This is a genomic window from Streptomyces sp. NPDC013157, assembly GCF_042899865.1.
GTDB lineage: Bacteria > Actinomycetota > Actinomycetes > Streptomycetales > Streptomycetaceae > Streptomyces.
Window position 1 is genome coordinate 1 of the sequence record NZ_JBIBAK010000006.1, and the last position, 17,399, is coordinate 17,399.

Annotated in this window: 12 protein-coding genes; 6 read left to right on the plus strand and 6 right to left on the minus strand. The window is 72.0% G+C overall.

Annotated features, from left to right (window positions below):
- Window positions 1-117 precede the first annotated feature (117 nt).
- Both ACFY6U_RS19370 and ACFY6U_RS19375 read right to left on the minus strand, forming a co-directional pair.
- Complete coding sequence (locus ACFY6U_RS19370; protein WP_351493965.1) at window positions 118-924, minus strand: endonuclease; 807 nt, start codon at window positions 922-924, stop codon at window positions 118-120.
- Between the two features lie 134 nt (window positions 925-1,058).
- The gene (locus tag ACFY6U_RS19375; RefSeq protein ID WP_390040418.1) at window positions 1,059-3,323 is read right to left on the minus strand and encodes an ArnT family glycosyltransferase; all 2,265 of its coding nucleotides are present in this window, start codon (window positions 3,321-3,323) and stop codon (window positions 1,059-1,061) included.
- A gap of 416 nt (window positions 3,324-3,739) precedes the next feature.
- Between ACFY6U_RS19375 and ACFY6U_RS19380 the strand changes: the two genes are divergently transcribed.
- Window positions 3,740-5,014, plus strand: a complete 1,275-nt coding sequence (locus ACFY6U_RS19380; RefSeq protein WP_390039735.1) for a hypothetical protein — start codon at window positions 3,740-3,742, stop codon at window positions 5,012-5,014.
- Window positions 5,015-5,080: 66 nt separating this feature from the next.
- On the opposite strand, the gene ACFY6U_RS19385 is transcribed toward ACFY6U_RS19380, so the two are convergent.
- Window positions 5,081-6,133, minus strand: coding sequence for an esterase-like activity of phytase family protein (locus tag ACFY6U_RS19385; protein WP_390039737.1), 1,053 nt, complete (start codon window positions 6,131-6,133; stop codon window positions 5,081-5,083).
- A gap of 110 nt (window positions 6,134-6,243) precedes the next feature.
- A complete protein-coding gene (locus ACFY6U_RS19390; RefSeq protein ID WP_390039739.1) occupies window positions 6,244-7,089 on the minus strand; it encodes a serine hydrolase in 846 nt (281 codons plus the stop codon).
- Window positions 7,090-7,203: 114 nt separating this feature from the next.
- Here ACFY6U_RS19390 and ACFY6U_RS19395 point away from each other — a divergent pair, with 114 nt between their 5' ends.
- The 4 genes from ACFY6U_RS19395 to ACFY6U_RS19410 all read left to right on the plus strand — a co-directional run bounded on the left by ACFY6U_RS19395 (window position 7,204) and on the right by ACFY6U_RS19410 (window position 12,969).
- Window positions 7,204-7,716: a hypothetical protein gene (locus ACFY6U_RS19395; RefSeq protein ID WP_390039741.1), complete on the plus strand. Its 513-nt coding sequence runs from the start codon at window positions 7,204-7,206 to the stop codon at window positions 7,714-7,716.
- Window positions 7,717-7,990: 274 nt separating this feature from the next.
- Window positions 7,991-8,611 (plus strand): hypothetical protein, encoded by a 621-nt coding sequence (locus ACFY6U_RS19400; protein ID WP_390039743.1) that lies wholly within the window; start codon window positions 7,991-7,993, stop codon window positions 8,609-8,611.
- Window positions 8,612-8,723: 112 nt separating this feature from the next.
- A complete protein-coding gene (locus ACFY6U_RS19405) occupies window positions 8,724-12,473 on the plus strand; it encodes an ABC transporter ATP-binding protein (RefSeq protein ID WP_390039745.1) in 3,750 nt (1,249 codons plus the stop codon).
- 103 nt (window positions 12,474-12,576) lie between these two features.
- The gene (locus ACFY6U_RS19410) at window positions 12,577-12,969 is read left to right on the plus strand and encodes a hypothetical protein (RefSeq protein WP_390039747.1); all 393 of its coding nucleotides are present in this window, start codon (window positions 12,577-12,579) and stop codon (window positions 12,967-12,969) included.
- 191 nt (window positions 12,970-13,160) lie between these two features.
- On the opposite strand, the gene ACFY6U_RS19415 is transcribed toward ACFY6U_RS19410, so the two are convergent.
- Both ACFY6U_RS19415 and ACFY6U_RS19420 read right to left on the minus strand, forming a co-directional pair.
- Window positions 13,161-13,778 carry a hypothetical protein gene (locus ACFY6U_RS19415; protein WP_390039749.1) on the minus strand — a complete coding sequence of 206 codons (618 nt, stop codon included), beginning with the start codon at window positions 13,776-13,778 and terminating at the stop codon, window positions 13,161-13,163.
- A 102-nt stretch (window positions 13,779-13,880) separates the two neighbouring features.
- Window positions 13,881-15,689: a glycoside hydrolase family 3 protein gene (locus ACFY6U_RS19420; protein WP_390039751.1), complete on the minus strand. Its 1,809-nt coding sequence runs from the start codon at window positions 15,687-15,689 to the stop codon at window positions 13,881-13,883.
- Between the two features lie 450 nt (window positions 15,690-16,139).
- Between ACFY6U_RS19420 and aroA the strand changes: the two genes are divergently transcribed.
- On the plus strand, window positions 16,140-17,390 hold the full coding sequence (aroA, locus tag ACFY6U_RS19425; protein WP_390039753.1) for a 3-phosphoshikimate 1-carboxyvinyltransferase: 1,251 nt from the start codon (window positions 16,140-16,142) through the stop codon (window positions 17,388-17,390).
- Window positions 17,391-17,399: the final 9 nt, after the last annotated feature.

Below are 17,399 nucleotides of genomic sequence, written 5' to 3' on the forward strand. Positions count from 1 at the left end.
CTACCCGGTATGACAAGACCGCCACCTCCTACGAAGCAGCGGTCTCTCTCGCCTCATTCCTGCTCTGGGCAAGATCCGTTTGAAGACGGACCCTAGTAGGACCGGCTCGGACGGCGCCTACCAGATCGCGTCGACCCACTCCGGGTGGTCGATGAACGGGTTCCGGTTGTGCTGGTAGGTGGTGTAGATGACGTCGTTGCGGTTCTCCTCGAAGGAGTCCGGCGGGTCCTCGTCGTTCCACTGCTTGAGGACGGACAGCTTGCCGATGTACGGGGTGGAGCCGTTGTTGACCTTGTCGTCGGGCTCCAGGTTCGCGAACCCGTCGTCGCCCTCGTAGCGGACGGCCATGTAGAGGATCATGCGGGCCACGTCGCCCTTGACCGCGTCGCGCGGCTCGAAGGAGTCCGAGTCGACCTTGCTGCCACCGCTGTTGGTGAAGGTGGAGCCGCCCTCGTCGAAGTCGAGGTTGCCGCGCTTGCCGTTGACCGCCACGTCCTCGGGACGGATGTGGTGCAGGTCCGTGCCGGGGCCGGTGGACGTGGTGAGGTCGCCGTGCGAGATCGCCCACACGTGCTCGCGGTTCCAGTCGCCGCTGTCCCCGCCGTTGAGGGACTTGCTGCGCGAGATGCCCGAGTACAGCAGGATCACGTTGCTGCTGTTGTTCGGGTCCTGGTCGGTCTTCTTCAGGGCGTCCCACAGGGCCGAGTACGACAGCTTCGTGACGTTCGCGCTGATGATCGTGTGCAGGGACGACTTGAGGCTCGTGCCCGTCTTGCCGATCGCGTTCTTGTAGTACGTCGAGTCGTACGCGGTGGTCGTGGCGGCGGCCGGGGTCGCCGTCAGCGCGGGGGCGGTGAGGCCCACCAGGACGGCGGCGGTCGCCAGGGCCACCGACTTCCAGCGCCGGATGTGTGTCGCCAGCATAAAGAGTTTCCCATCTACGCGGGTTGACGAGGCGGCAAGAAGGAGGGTGACATGAACATGAGGACGTGGAGGTGAACGGTACGTAAAAAGAGGCCCCCGACCGTGCGGTCGGGGGCCTCGGTGCTGCCGGTGCGTCAGCTGACGTCCGACGGGTCCAGTCGGTAGATCGAAGCGGTGCTGGACGAGGACGACGTCGATGAGGACGACGACGAAGAGGACGTCGAAGTGGACGCCGACGAGGTCGTGCTCTTGCTGTACGCGCTCTCCGGCACCGCCGTACCGTGCGCCTTCACCCAGTTCGCCACCTCGGTGCTGAGGCTGCTGCCGCCGCCGGGGCCGCCCGTGCCGCCGCTGCTGATCTGGATGTAGTGCAGCTCGCCCTTCTTCACGATCTCCTTGAGCTTGGCGACCGTCATCCCGTTGTCGGTGCCGGTGAAGCCCCACATGGATATGACCGATTCCTGGGCGCTCAGCTCGATCTGCGCGGAGGTCTGCGAGTTGGACACCGCGAGCAGCCACTTGGCGCCGTCCTGGTGCTTCTTCAGGTACGCGATGAGCTCGCTGGACGCGCCGCCGCCCATGCCGCCACCGCCGCCGAAGCCGCCGCGCGTGCCGCCGGTGCCGGTGTCCCCACCGGGCAGCTCGCCGGTACCGTCGGGCAGTTCGCCGGTACCGCCGGGCGCCTGGCCGTTCATGCCGCCGCTCGGCGCCTCGCCGTTCGCACCGCCCGGGAAGCCGCCGGCGTTCTCGCCGCCGGCCTGGCTGCTCTGGCCGCCCTGCTGGGTGCCGCCCGGACCGCCCTCACCGCCGCCGGGGAAGCCGCCCCGGTTGCCGCCGCCGGGACCGCCGCCGAAGCCGCCGCCCGTCGAGGGGCCCGCCGTCGGGTTCGAGCCGCCCATGCCGCCGCCGGTCGAGGAACCGAACGCCGGCGAGGCGGCGTACGCCGTCGGGCCCGCGAGGGCCGCCACGAGCGCCGCGGCGACGGACGCGGTGAGCAGCCGCGCCCTGTTGCCGGACCGGAAGACGAGCAGGCCCGCGATCGCGAGCACCATGACCACGGCGATGACCGGCCACAGCCAGGTGTTCCAGCCGGACGCCCGGCGCAGCAGCACGATCGCCCAGATGCCGGTGACGCCGAAGGCGGCCGGCAGGACCCATGCCCAGCGCTTGTCGGCACGGAACGCCTCAAGCAGCATCACGCCACCGCCGCCGCACAGCGCCGCGATGCCCGGGGCGAGCGCGGTCGTGTAGTACGGGTGCATGGTGCCCTGGGCGGTCGCGAAGATCACGTAGTGCAGGAGGGTCCAGCTGCCCCACAGGACCAGGCCCATCCGCTTGAGGTCGGTGCGCGGTGCGCGCCCGCGCAGCACCAGGCCGCCGATCAGGGCGATCGCCGCGAACGGGATCAGCCAGGAGATCTGGCCGCCGAGGATGTCGTTGAACATCCGGCCCAGGCCCGCGGTGCCGGAGAAGCTGCCCCCGCCTCCGCCCCCACCGCCGTTGCCGGTGCCGCCGAAGATCCGGCCGAGGCCGTCGTAGCCCATGATCAGGTTCCAGGCGGTGCCGTCCGTGGAGCCGCCGATGTAGGGGCGGTCGGAGGCTGGGACCAGCGCCACGGCCAGCGCCCACCAGAAGCTGAAGACGGCCAGGACCACCGCGGCCAGCAGCAGGTTGGCGATGCGCTTCACCCACGGCGCCTTCGACGCGTACAGGTAGAGCGCGAAGACGGCCGGGAGAGCGATCCAGCCCGCCAGCAGCTTGGTGTTGAAGGCCAGGCCGAAGCAGGCCGCCGAGCCGAGCAGCGGCAGCAGCTTCTCGTCACGGGTGGCCCGCAGCGCGAGCGCGGCGCCCGCCACCATCAGGAACACCAGGATGGTGTCGGGGTTGTTGTCGCGGTTGATGGCTACGGTGATCGGGGTCAGCGCCAGCACCAGCGCGGCGACGGTCGCCGCGCCGTGACCCCACACCCGCTTCACGGACGAGTGCAGGATCCAGATCGCGCCGAGTGCCGCAGCGATCTGCGGCGCCATCATCTGCCAGGTGCCGAAGCCGAAGATCCGGCACGACAGGCTCATGACCATGGTCGCGAACGGCGGTTTGTCGACGGTCATGAAGTTGCCCGGGTCCAGCGAGCCGAAGAACCAGGCCTTCCAGCTCTTCGTGCCGGCCCAGATGGCGCCGCTGTAGAAGGTGTTCATGTCGGAACCGGAGAGGTTCCAGGAGTAGAGCACCGCCGCCAGGACCAGGATCGCGAGCAACGCGGGCAGCGACCAGCGCGGTGCCCGGTCCGGCTGGGCAGCCGCGGGGGTGGCCGTGGGGGGTGCCGTGGAGGCCGCCGTGGGCGGGCCCCAGTCGGGGGACACGGGCGTGTGGGGGACGGGATCGGTGGCAGATGTCACCATCCCACCCTGCGCGCGGCCGATGGGCGCGGGCTGTGCCGATCCTGGGCGCAGGCTGTGGGTGGGTGAGATGTGGGTAAGAGGGCGGCCGGTGCGGGCGGCGACCGGTACCGGCCGCGAACGGCCGCCCCCGCGCACCGCGATCACTCGTTCGGCCACGCGGAAGGCCGGGGCGGCATGGTCGTCACGGTCGTGCCGCACGGTGCGCTGTTCCGGGGCGGCGGCGAACAGGCGATCCGTGGTGGCGCGAGACCAGGTACGACCTGCTGGCGCTCGCCGAGAGAGGGTTCGCGGGGGTACTCGACGGCTGGGTCGCGGACGTCGAGACACAGCTCGCGCCCGAACTCGACCCGCGGACCGGTGGGCTGCGCCGACCGACGGCGGGGGAGCGACGTGCGGCGTACCAGCACAAACTCGTGGCCGCCGTCGCCCCCGACTTCCTGGCGGCGCTGACGGCGGCGGACGTTCGGAAGGCCGAACTCGACGAGCGTTGGAAGGAGCTCAGGACCCGGCCGAACGAAGCCGACCGGGAGGACGGTGGGAGCGGCGGCGAATCCTCGGCGGCGGAGGCGGCTGCCCCGGACGAGGAGCAGCGGGCGGAACTGGCTCAGGTGAGGCGTGAGTGCGCGCAGGCCTCGGCCGTGGTCCGTCGCCTTGAAGACGGCGCGCAGGAGCGGCTCACAGGTGTCCGGGCCGCCTTGGCCGCCAGTGGCCAAGAACGCCGGACGGTTCTCGGCATCCTTCGCCAGGGGCTGCGGCGCAAGCTCGACGGCCTTCTGCGGAGCCGGCGCCAGGAGCTGGTCCGTGCCTATGAGAACTGGTGGGAGAAGTACGGACTGTCCTTCCGGGAGATCGAGCAGCAGCTGAAGGGGACGACGGGAACCGGTCCGGCCCCGACCTACCCCTGGTCCCGGCGGAGCGCGTGGGAGGTCATCGCCGACGGCGCGCACCTCCTCTCCGACCGGACCGTGGTCGCCGATGGGGTGCACTCCCTGATCGAGGCCGAGAAGGATGTCGAGGGGGAACTCGCCAAACTGGATGTCGAGGAACTGCTCGCGCTGCTCACCGCCCTCGACTCCGACGAGGTGGGCCAGGCGCGGCGGGTGCCGCTGCGTGAGGTGGCCGAACTGGTACGGCCCGTCGTCGCCACCGGCGCGGGGGACCGACTCGGGATACCGGTTCTCCGCCCGGCGGACCTGATCGAGCGCGTTCTCGTACCGCCCGCCCGGCAGACCGCCGAAACCGGACTGTCACCGCGTCAGCAGAGGCTGCCGGCGGGACTGCGTCCAGGAGACGTCCTGTTCGCTCCCGCGGATGCGACGGGACGGACCTTCCGCGCCGCTGTGTGGCGAGGCGGAGCCGGGCAGGCGACATACAGTCCTGGCGTCCTCTGCATCAGACCCGACGCCGGTCGTCTGTCCCCGGACTACCTGGTCGCGTGGCTGATGCTGCCCGAAGCCCAGGAAAGCGTGTACACGGTGGCACGTTCCTACGGCGACCTGCGCCTCGTGAGTCCGGCGAGGCTGCTCGACGTGGACGTACCCGTGCCGGCCCCGGCGGCCCAGAAGGAGTTCACCGAACGTGTCGCCAGGGTGGCCCGGGAAAGGGGAGTGCGTCACGCCCAGCTCGCCAAACTCCGCCTGGTGAAGGCCATCCTGGTGGACAACCTCACCGGGACCGCCCGCGTCTGACGACCGCGTCGGCGCGGGTCCCGACCTCGGCGGACCCGCGCCGTGCGGCCTGCGCGGCAGCAGCTGTCAGACGCGGACCCGCAGCCGGTAGAACCGCGTCGTCTGCACCGCGTTCTGGTTGTCGTCGCTGACCAGGAGGACCTTGTACGCGCCCTTGGTGCGGCCGGTGACGACCATGCCCTCGATGTTGTCGAGGAGCGGGTTGGGCTGCGGCTGCTTGGCCGTGGCGCCGAGCGACGGGCAGGTGGCGATGTCCGTGAGCAGGGTCTTCCTGATCAGCCGTACGCCGGTCTGGCCGGTGAGGTTCTCGATGCCGCTGGTGTCCGTGGCGTGCCGCGGGTCGGCGAGGAAGAGGCGGACGGTGTTGCCGACGCCGGAGGTGAAGCCGCGCTCCAGGACGAGGAGCCGGCCGTCGGGGAGCGCCTGCACCTCGGGGACGCCGAGGATCGGGTCGTCGGTGCGGTAGGCGTACTGGGCCGACAGCCTGAAGTGGTCGCCCTTGGTGCGCTGCCAGGTCTGGAAGCGGACGAAGCCGGCGGTGTCGCCGGAGACGGCGTACTCCATGGAGGCCAGCAGGGTGCGGCCGCCGTTGAGGAGCGTCAGCCCCTCGAAGGTCTGGTTGGAGGTGGCCCGTCCGGCCGGCGACACGAGCAGCGAAGACGGCACGGGGAGCCGGTCCAGGATCCTGCCGTCCGCCGAGTAGCGGCGGATCGACGGCTCGGTCTCGGAGGTGATCAGGCGGGTGCCGTCCCGGTCCACGACCAGGCCCTCGGAGTCGAGCGCGGCGCCGTTCTCGTCGGCGAGCCCGACGACCTTCTTCGGCGCGAGGGTCTTCGGGTCCAGGTCGAAGAGGTAGGACCGGTCGGCGAGGGCGGCCAGGGAGCCGTCCTTGTCCACGGCGAGCGCGGAGAGGTTGCCGACGAAATAGCCGCCGAACGTCGTCTTGTCGAGGGCGTCCGAGAAGCCGTCGAGGGAGACCGAGGACGAACACGTGTGGGCGGAGGCGGTGTTGGTCGCGTCGGTGCCGGTCGCGACGGCGTTGGCGGACCCGGCGGCGGACAGACAGGTGGCCGCCGCCAGGCCGGCGGTGACGGTGGCGAGTACGGTTCGCAGGCGCATGGCGGTCACCGTAGGGGGGACCGGTGACGGGGTGAAGACCGCCCCGTGAAGGAAAGGGTCGATCTCCGGCCGCCCGGGCCGCACTTCGGTACGCGGGCCGCCGCCCCGCCTCAGGAGGCCGCGAGGTCCTTGTGGACGACCTTGGCGACGGCCTGGATGGTGTTGATGCCGTAGCTCATGGTGCTGTTGTCCTGGGTCAGCACGGACATCTGGTAGTCGTGGCCGCCGCCGGTGAACGTGCCGAGGCTGTGCACCCGCCAGCCGTGCGTGGCGCGCTGCAGCCAGCCGTTCTTGACGTGCACGGAGACGCCGGACGGGGCGCCGTACGGCGTGCCCCACCGCTGGGACGAGATGACCTGCCCCATCAGCTTCAGGATGTAGGCCCGCGAATTGTCGCTGAGCACGGTGTTCTTGGCGGTGACGAGCGCGAGCAGCTTCTGCTCGTCGTGCACGTCGATCTGGGTCAGGCCCCAGTAGCCGTTGGCACCCGGGGTGGTCTGCGTCATCCCGGCGGCGCTCAGGAAGCCCTTGATCTTCGTCAGGCCGAGCTGCTTCCACAGCTTGGTGGTCGCGTCGTTGTCCGACTTTGTGATCATGGCCTTGGCGAGCGTCTGCTCGGTGGTGGTCAGGTACCGGTTGTGCTTCTTCGCGTCCCACAGCAGCGTGGCGAGGACGGTCACCTTGACCGTGCTGGCCGAGTCGTAGTGCGTGGTGGAGCGCAGGGTGCAGGTCGTCTTCGTCGAACGGTCGTACAGGCCGACGGCGATGGTCCCCTTGCGGTTCGCGATGGCCGCGGTGATGTCCTTCTTCAGCTTCGTGGCGAGGGCCGCCTTGGCGGACGTGCAGCTGACGGCGGGCGCGGCGGCCGAGGCGGGCGCGGCGACGGCCACGCCGGCTATGAGAAACCCGGTGCCGAGCGCGGTGGCGACCAGCCCGCTCCTTCGTCTGTGAGTCATACCCTCGTTGACACACGGATTCGCGCGAATGGTTGTACGAACGGTCAGGGCTTTAAGCAACCGTCACCTGGGCCGCCCTCCGCCCTGCCCCGCCCGTGCCCGAGGATGAGGCCCATGAGGAACCCGAGAGTGCCGGCCGCGGCGGTGTCGGCGGCCGCGGCCGTGCTGTTCGCCGCCGGATGCGACGGCGGCTCCGGTCACGCCGCTCCCGCCCCCGCGGCCTCGTCGCCCGCTCCCGCCACGGGGACGCCGTCCTCCGCCGCCGAGGTCTACGACTCCGTCACCAAGGCGCCCGTGCTCGGCGACGGCGAGGTCGTCGCCCAGGCGGCGAACGCCACCGGGGGCCGGGAGCTGGAGATCAAGGGCGGCGTCGGCAGCGGCACCCTGTTCGTCCTGGTGAACTGCGTGGGCAAGGGCGAGCTGACCGTCACCGTCGAACCGCTCGGCGTCGACTTCCCGGTCACCTGTGTCGCCGGCCGGGTCAGCACCATCGGCAACGCGACGAACATGAACGGCGGCACGGCGCGCCCCCACACTCCCGGCACGGTGCGGGTGACCGCGTCGGCGGGCGTCCGTTGGGCGATCACCGTCGGCCACGAGAACGTGTCCGGGCAGCCGGAATCCTAGAGCCGCTCCGCCGCAGTCCGCGGGTGACGCCGGGGTGGGTCCGGATGCCCCGGGACGTCAGGCAACCGGACCGGGCCGACGGTTCGCCTGTTACCGAACGCGGACGGAACCCGATGAACAACACCCCGCGTGGTCGCCCTCTCACCGGGCGTAGGACAGAGCGTCCTGACGACTCCTGGGGATTTCCGACGATGACCACGCGCCGTGCCCGCCGTACCGCCCGCTCCGCCGCCCTGGTGACCGTCGCAGCCGCCGCGGCGTTCTCGCTGACCGCGTGCCAGAGCGGAGGTGGCAAGAACGGCGCCGCCGGCCCGGAACAGAAGGCCACCGCCGCCGCCCCCCACGCCACCGCCGCGGGCCGCTCCGGGGCGACCGGCACCGGCACCGGCACCGGCAAGAGCGCGGCCGACGTGCGGACCCGGACGCTCGCCCCGTCCCGTCCCGTACCGCCGCACCGGCCGCCACCGCGGCCAAGGCGGCTGCCCCGGTCCGTACCCGGACCCTGGCGGACGGCAGCAAGGCCGAGATCTGCCGGCTCGGAGCCGAGCGCTACCGCGCGAAGATCGTCAGCCGTGGCGAGGTCCTGGCCACGACGGAGACCGGTGGGACGGACGCCGGGCTCGACGCCAACGACATGTTCGTCGTGCTCACGCTGGGCGGCGAGGTGCACTCCTGGATGGGCGGCGGGCACACCGGGCCGGGCACCTTCAAGCTCGCCGGCGGCTGGACGGCCGAGGTCACCAAGGTCGGCGAGCTCCGGTACCGCGCGCGGATCCTCGGCAACGACGGTTCGGTGGACGCCACGCTGGAGGCGAACCAGCACGACGTCGGCCTCGACGCCAACGGCGTGTACATCGTGCTCAGCGCCGGCGGTGTGATCAGCGCCCACGGGTAGAGGCCCTCCGCGCGCCCTGCCCGCCCGCCCCTGTTTTGTTGCGGAGGGATGAAATCCGCTTCGTTCCGTGTTGTGGCCATGCGGAAGACCAGGGCGAACGAAGGGCACCCGCGTGGCAGCGCAACAGGGGGAACGGCGGCAGGGCGGCTGGGCGCGCAGGCTGGCGGGATACGCGTGGCGGCATCCCAGGGACGTCGTGCTCGCGCTCGGATCCTCGCTGGCCGGCATGGCGGTGCTGGCCGTCGTCCCCCTGATCACCAAGGTGATCATCGACGATGTCGTCGGTGCCCACAGCCGGAGCATGGGGCCCTGGGCCGGCGCACTGATCGGTGCCGCGGTCCTCGTCTACGCGGCCACCTTCGTCCGCCGCTACTACGGCGGACGGCTCGCGCTCGACGTCCAGCACGACCTGCGGACCGAGATGTACGACACGCTCACCCGGCTCGACGGACGGCGGCAGGACGAGCTGTCCACGGGCCAGGTGGTGGGGCGCGCCACCAGCGACCTCCAGCTCATCCAGGGGCTGCTCTTCATGCTGCCGATGACCATCGGCAACGTCCTCCTCTTCCTGATCTCCCTCGCGATCATGGCGTGGCTGTCGCCGCCGCTCACCCTGGTCGCCCTCGCCGTCGCCCCGGCCCTGTACTGGATAGCCAAGCGGAGCCGCAGCAAGCTGCACCCGGCCACCTGGTACGCCCAGGCCCAGGCCGCCGCCGTGGCCGGTGTGGTCGACGGCGCGGTGAGCGGCGTTCGCGTGGTGAAGGGGTTCGGGCAGGAGGAGCAGGAGACCGGGAAGCTCAGGGAGGTCGGGCGGAAGCTCTTCGCGGGGCGGCTGCGCACGATTCGGCTGAACAGCAGGTTCACCCCGGCCCTCCAGGCCGTCCCGGCCCTCGGCCAGGTCGCCATGCTGGCACTCGGCGGCTGGCTCGCCGTCCGGGGTCACATCACCCTCGGCACCTTCGTCGCCTTCTCCTCCTACCTCGCCCAGCTGGTCGGCCCGGTCCGGATGCTCGCCGTGGTCCTCACCGTCGGCCAGCAGGCCCGCGCCGGCACCGAGCGCGTCCTGGAGCTGATCGACACCCGGCCGACCATGACGGAGGGCACGAAGACCCTTCCGGCCGACGCGCCCGCGACCGTCGAGTTCGACGACGTGGCGTTCGGCTACGACGATGGGCGCCCGGTCCTCCAGGGGCTCAGCTTCGAGATCCGGCCGGGCGAGACCCTCGCCGTCGTCGGCTCCTCCGGCTCCGGCAAGTCCACGGTCTCCCTCCTCCTGCCGCGCTTCTACGACGTCACCCACGGCGCCGTCCTGGTCGGCGGCCACGACGTCCGCGAACTGACCCACGACTCGCTCAGGGCCGCGATCGGCCTGGTCCCCGAGGACTCGTTCCTCTTCTCCGACACGGTCCGCAGCAACATCGCGTACGGCCGTCCCGACGCGACCGAGGACGAGATCCTCGCCGCCGCCCGCGCCGCCCAGGCCGACCGTTTCGTCGCCCAGCTGCCCGACGGCTACGACACCAAGGTCGGCGAGCAGGGCCTCACCCTCTCCGGCGGCCAGCGCCAGCGCATCGCCCTCGCCCGCGCCCTGCTCACCGACCCCCGCCTGCTCGTCCTCGACGACGCCACCTCCGCCGTCGACGCCCGCGTGGAGCACGAGATCCACGAGGCCCTCGCGCACGTCATGCGGGGCCGCACGACCCTCCTCATCGCGCACCGCCGCTCCACCCTCAACCTCGCCGACCGCATCGCCGTCCTCGACGGCGGCCGGCTCGCCGACATCGGCACCGACGAGGAGCTCCAGCAGCGGTCCGCCCTCTACCGCAGGCTCCTGACCGACCCCGACGAGCTGGGCGGGGTCTCCCCGGGGCACGCGCTGCCCCTCGAACCGCGCGAGGACACCTCCGTACGGGACGAGCTGGACGCCGAGTTCGACGCCGAGCGCGGGGTGACCCCGCGGCTGTGGACCGGCGACCGTACGCCCCGGGACCTCGCCCTCGCCGGCACCCCGGCCACCCCCGAACTCCTCGCCCAGGTCGAGGCGCTGCCCCCGGCGACCGACGTCCCCGACATCGACGAGGCCGGCGCCGTACGCCCCGAGGACTCCTACGGCCTGCGCCGCCTGCTGCGCGGCTTCGGCGGGCCCCTGCTCGTCAGCCTCGGGCTGGTGGCCGTGGACGCCGGCATGGGCCTGCTCCTGCCGATCCTGATCCGGCACGGCATCGACCAGGGCGTCAGCAAGATGGCGATCGGCGCGGTCTGGGCGGCCTCGCTGCTCGGCCTGGTCGCGGTGCTCGTCCAGTGGGCGGCCCAGACGGGCGAGACCCGGATGACCGGCCGTACCGGTGAACGGGTCCTCTACTCCCTCCGCCTGAAGATCTTCGCCCAGCTCCAGCGGCTCGGGCTCGACTACTACGAGCGGGAGCTGACCGGCCGGATCATGACGCGGATGACGACGGACGTGGACGCGCTGTCCACGTTCCTCCAGACGGGCCTGGTCACCGCGTTCGTCTCCGTCGTCACCTTCTTCGGGATCATGGTCGCCCTGCTGGTGATCGACGTACAGCTCGCGCTCGTCGTCTTCACCACGCTGCCCCCGCTGATCGTCGCGACCTTCTTCTTCCGCCGGGCGAGCGTGAAGGCGTACGAACTGGCCCGCGAGCGGGTGTCGGTGGTCAACGCGGACCTCCAGGAGTCGGTGTCCGGGCTGCGGATCGTGCAGGCCTTCCGGCGCGAGGGGGACAGCGGGCGCCGCTTCACCGAGCGCAGCGAGAGCTACCGCAAGGCCCGTATCCGGGGCCAGTGGCTGATATCGGTCTACTTCCCGTTCGTCCAGCTGCTGTCGTCGGTGGCCGCGGCGAGCGTGCTGATGGCGGGCGCCCACCGGGTGGAGGCGGCGACCCTCACCACCGGCGCGCTGGTCGCCTACCTGCTCTACATCGACCTGTTCTTCGCCCCCGTCCAGCAGCTCTCCCAGGTCTTCGACGGCTACCAGCAGGCGACCGTCTCCCTCGGCCGCATCCAGGAACTCCTGCGCGAGCCGACGTCCACGCAGGCGGCGGAGAGGCCGCGCGAGGTCGGTTCTCTGCACGGCGACATCGCCTTCGAGAACGTGCACTTCGCGTACGGTGCCGCCGACGAGGGCGACGCAGCCCTGGGCGGCATCGACCTGACCATCCCCGCCGGGCAGACCGTCGCCTTCGTCGGCGAGACCGGCGCCGGCAAGTCGACCCTCGTCAAGCTGGTCGCGCGGTTCTACGACCCGACCGGCGGCCGGGTGACGGTCGACGGCACGGACCTGCGCGACCTCGACCTCACCTCGTACCGGCACCGGCTCGGGGTCGTACCGCAGGAGGCGTACCTCTTCCCGGGGACCGTCCGGGACGCCATCGCCTACGGCCGCCCGGACGCCACCGACGCCCAGGTGGAGGCGGCGGCCCGCGCGGTCGGCGCCCACGAGATGATCGCCACCCTCGACGGCGGCTACCTCCACGAGGTGGCCGAGCGCGGCCGCAACCTGTCCGCGGGCCAGCGCCAGCTCATCGCCCTCGCCCGCGCCGAGCTGGTCGACCCCGACGTGCTGCTCCTCGACGAGGCGACGGCGGCCCTGGACCTGGCGACCGAGGCCCAGGTCAACATGGCCACCGACCGCCTCACGGGCCGTCGTACGACCCTCGTGGTCGCCCACCGGCTGACCACCGCGGCCCGCGCCGATCGGGTGGTGGTCATGGACCACGGCCGGGTCGCCGAGGACGGCACCCACGACGAACTGCTGGCCCGCGACGGCCGGTACGCCGAGCTGTGGCGCACCTTCATCGGCCAGCCCGAGGAACCGGAGGAGCCGGTGGGCGCGACCCGGTGAGCTCGCCTCCCTGACGGCCGTGCAACCATCCGACATACGTCGGGCGTCCGTACATCAGTACGGTCATGGCTGGTGCACAGCTGCGGTACGGGAGGGGACGACTGTGGACAGTGGTGCGATACGCCGGCGGCTCGCGCTAGGTGTGGCCGTGCTGGCCGCCTCCGGGGCGCTCGCGCTCGTGGCACCGGCCGACGCCCAGGCCGTGACGGCGGCGGACTGCGCCGGACGCGAGGTGCGGACCCTGTCCTTCGCCACGGGCACCGTGCACGTCTACCGGCAGGGCGGCTACGTCTGCGCGATCACCCTGCCCAAGGACTCCGGCGGCAGGCGGACGATGTCCGTCAGCGTCCAGGCCCGCGGCAACCGCCCGGTCGTCGACAAGGGCAGGTACACCCACCGCGCGGGCCCGGTCACGGTCCACGCGGGACACCGGTGCGTGTGGGTGCGGGGCTCGGTGGGGCGGAGTTCGGTCAGCTCGGGATGGATCCTCTGCTGAGGGAGGACCTGCCCGTGCGCATACGACGAGGGGTCCGCTGGGTCCTGTGGGGGCTGTGGGTCGCGTGTCTGCTGTTCTGCGTCTGGTGCCTCACGGAGGCGATCGCGCTGTTCCGGCAGGCCGAGTCGTGGTGAGGGGAGAAGCGCCCCGGACCACGTTGGACGGCTCCGGCCGAGACTGACACGGAGCGTTCACAGCCGCCGGGCGCAGCCCACCGGGCGCTCCCCGCCCAGCTGGACGTACAGGGCGGTGGACGCCGGGCAGGCGGTCCGCGAGGTGACCGCCCGTACCACCCGGTACTGCGGCTTCCGTTTCCCCGAGCCGTCGCAGGCGGTCTCGCGGACCTGGCCCCGGCCCGAGCCGTAGACGCAGTCGCCGACGACGGTGCGCGGCCCGCCGCCCCCGCCGGGCTCACCGGGGTGCGGCGGCTCCAGGTTGCGCATGCAGGCGTAGCCCTGCGGGATCGTTCCGGCGCCGTCCTCGGCGCCGCCCGCGCGCTGGGCGCCTATGTGCAGCACGAAGTCGGTGGTGGCCGGGCACGGCGGACCGTCGGCGACGGTGCCGTCGTACCGGGCGATCACCCGGGCCGCCGCCCGTTCACTGGTGCAGGGCACCTCGGTGAAGCTGGCGGTCCCGAACGAGCTGCACTCGTCGACCCCGAGGAACTGCGTGCCGTACCCGGACGGCGCCGGGCTCGCCGTCGAGCGCGCGCTGCCCGCCGGTGCCTCGGACGACGACGTCCGGCAACCGGCCGGCAGCAGCACGACGGCCACCGTCACCAGGACCCCCGCAAAACGTCTGCTCCGCATACCGACCCCCCTGCCAGCGTGGCCCGCGATCACGGTCCGCGTCAGCCGAACGGGAGGCTTTCCGCCTGTTGGGTGCGTTACGCCCGGTTCCGTGGCGTACGTCTAATACGTCAGCCCGTGGCCGATCGGATACAGCACCCGGGCCGGATCGTCCGCCCGCTGCACCGGCACCGGCAGACCGCCGCGCGGGGCCACCTTGCCCGCGATCACCCGTGCCGCGGCCCGCAGTTCGACGTCGGTCCAGGAGTAGGCCGCCAAACAGGCCCGGACGGAGGGGAGTCGGGCGACATCGTACGGATTGCGCACCGCCACCGCCACCACCGGGCGGCCGGTCGCGACCAGCCGTTCCACCAGCTGCTGCTGTCCGCTGCCCGCCGTCACGTTGTACGTCCCGACCACCACCGCGTCCGCCTCCTGCGCCGCCGCGACGGCCTTGTCGACGGTCGTGGCGGACGGCGCGGTACCCGTGGGCAACGCGCTTGCCGTGAAGCCCAGTTCGGTGAGGGCGGCGGCGAGCACGCCGGTCGGCGGGCCCGTCGTACCGGACGGCGAGTCCGGGTCGGCACCGACGACCAGCACCTTTCTGTGCGTACGGCGGGAGAGGGGGAGCAGTCCGCCCTCGTTGACCAGCAGGGTGGTGGTGCGCTCGGCGATGCGGTCGGCGGCGGCGAGGTGCTTCGCCGCCCCGACGACCCGGCCGACGTCCTTCGTGTTGACGTACGGCCGGTCGAGCAGCCCCAGCCGGGACTTCAGCCGCAGGATCCGCAGGACCGACTCGTCCAGCCGGGACTCGGTCAGCTCCCCGTCCTGTACGGCCTTCAGGACGGCGTTCCAGGCGACGTCCAGGGTGGGCGGGTTGAGGAGCTGGTCCACTCCGGCCTTCAGGGCGAGTACGGGCACCCGGTCGTCGCCGTACTTCGTGCGCACCCCCTCCATGCCCAGGGAGTCGGTCACCACGACCCCGTCGTAGCCGAGTTCGCCGCGCAGGATGCCGGTGAGGACCGGGTGCGAGAGGGTGGCCGGGTCGCCGGAGCCGTCCAGGGCCGGGAACTGGATGTGCGCGGTCATGACGGAGTCGATGCCGGCCTCGATCGCCGCCCGGAACGGAACCGCGTCCAGCTTCTCCCACAGCTCCCGGCTGTGCGTGATCACCGGGAAGCCGGTGTGGCTGTCGACGGCGGTGTCGCCGTGCCCCGGGAAGTGCTTGGCGGTGGCCGCCACGCCCGCCTCCTGGTACCCCTGCACCTCGGCGGCGACCAGCGCCCCGACCGCGTCCGGGCCGGCCCCGAAGGACCGTACGCCGATGATCGGGTTGGCAGGGTTCACGTTCACGTCGGCGTCGGGGGAGTAGTCCTGCCGGACGCCCATCGCCCGCAGCTCCGCGCCGGAGATACGGCCGACGGTGCGGGCGTCGGCACGGGAGCCGCCGGCCCCGAGGGCCATGGCACCCGGGAAGAGCGTGGCCGGCTTGCCGATCCGGCAGACGGCGCCGTGCTCCTGGTCGGTGGCGATGAGGACAGGCAGGCCGCGCGGCCGCTCCAGCGAGGCGCGCTGGATCCCGTTGGACAGCTCGGCGATCTGCTGCGGGTTCCGGGTGTTGTGCGTCCAGGTGAAGTAGATGATCCCGCCGACCCGGTACTTCCCGATCAGCTCGGCGGCGGTGCGGACGCCGATCTCCTTGAGGTTGGCGTCGATGTCGGCCTGGTCGGGGTCGGTGGCCGAATGCCCGTAGACCCGCATCACGAACAGCTGCCCGACCTTCTCCTCGAGCGTCATCCGGGAGACGATCGCGCGGAGCCTCTTGTCGTCGGAGTTCTTGTCGTCCGAGCCGAGGGCGTCCGCGCTGGTGCCGACGGCGAGTCCCGCGGTGACGCCCGCGGTCGCGGCGAGGACGGTGCGTCTGGAGGGCACGTGCGCTCCTTCCGGTGGGGAAACCGGCTGAAGGAAACTTCCGTGGGGTCACCATTATTCGGGAAGTTTCTTTCCGTCAAGGGAAAGCACGGTACCCGGAGAGGGGCCGCCATCGGCGCATTGGGAGGGGGGCACGTCGATGGCGGCGGGCCGGCGGCCGTGGTGCGGCGGAGAGGGTAGGTCAGCGATCGCAGCCAGCAGCGAGGGCCGACACCGCACCACGGAGACTCTTCCGACAGCCTGCGCTTTGGACGGACGGGACGGGGGAGGGGTTCCCGCGTTCCGGAAGCCGGGGGCCATGAGATTACAGATGCGCCGGTGAAGCGCCCCTGAAAGGGGCGCGGGGAACTGCGCGACCAGCCCCCCACCGGCCCGCACCCGACGAACCACCTGTTCCACCTTGTGGAAACCCCCCGCACCTGAAACCCCCAAGCGGCGATCATGGGCAGCATGCCCCTCGTCGACATCCCCGGTTCCAAGTCCGTCACCGCCCGCGCCCTCTTCCTCGCGGCCGCCGCCGACGGAGTCACCACCCTCGTCCGCCCCCTCCGCTCCGACGACACCGAGGGCTTCGCCGAGGGCCTGGCCCGGCTCGGCTACCGCGTCGGCCGTACCCCCGACACCTGGCAGGTGGACGGCCGCCCGCAGGGCCCCGCGCTGCCGGAGGCCGAGGTCTACTGCCGGGACGGCGCCACCACCGCCCGCTTCCTGCCCACCCTCGCCGCGGCCGGCCACGGCAGCTACCGCTTCGACGCCTCCGAGCAGATGCGCCGCCGCCCCCTCGCCCCGCTCACCCGCGCCCTGCGCGACCTCGGTGTCGACCTGCGCCACGAGGCGGCCGAGGGCCACCACCCGCTGCGCATCGAGGCGGCCGGGGTCGAGGGCGGCGAGGTGACGCTCGACGCCGGCCAGTCCTCGCAGTACCTCACCGCCCTGCTCCTGCTCGGCCCGCTCACCCGCAAGGGCCTGCGGATCCGGGTGACGGACCTGGTGTCCGCTCCGTACGTGGAGATCACGATCGCGATGATGCGGTCGTTCGGGGTGGAGGTGGCGCGGGAGGGCGAGGTCTTCGTCGTCCCGTCGGGCGGCTACCGGGCCACCACCTACGCGGTCGAGCCCGACGCCTCCACCGCCAGCTACTTCTTCGCCGCGGCGGCCGTGACGGGCCGTGAGGTCACCGTGCCGGGGCTCGGGCGGGGCGCCCTCCAGGGCGACCTGGGCTTCGTGGACGTACTGCGCCGGATGGGCGCGGACGTGGAGATCGGCGAGGACCGGACGACCGTGCGCGGCACCGGCACGCTCCACGGCCTCACCGTCGCCATGCGGGACATCTCCGACACCATGCCCACCCTCGCGGCCATCGCCCCCTTCGCGAGCGGTCCGGTCCGGATCGAGGACGTGGCCAACACCCGGGTGAAGGAGTGCGACCGGCTCGATGCCTGCGCGGAGAACCTGCGGCGGCTGGGCATCGACGTCGCGACGGGCGAGGACTGGATCGAGATCCGGCCCGGCACGCCCGCCGCGGCCGAGATCAAGACCTACGGCGACCACCGCGTCGTGATGTCCTTCGCGGTGACCGGCCTGCGCACGCCCGGGATCTCCTTCGACGACCCGGGGTGCGTGAAGAAGACGTTCCCCGGCTTCCACGAGGCGTTCGGGGAGCTGGCCGCGGGGTGGGGGATCCCGGTCGCCGGCGCGTGAGCGTGGGGC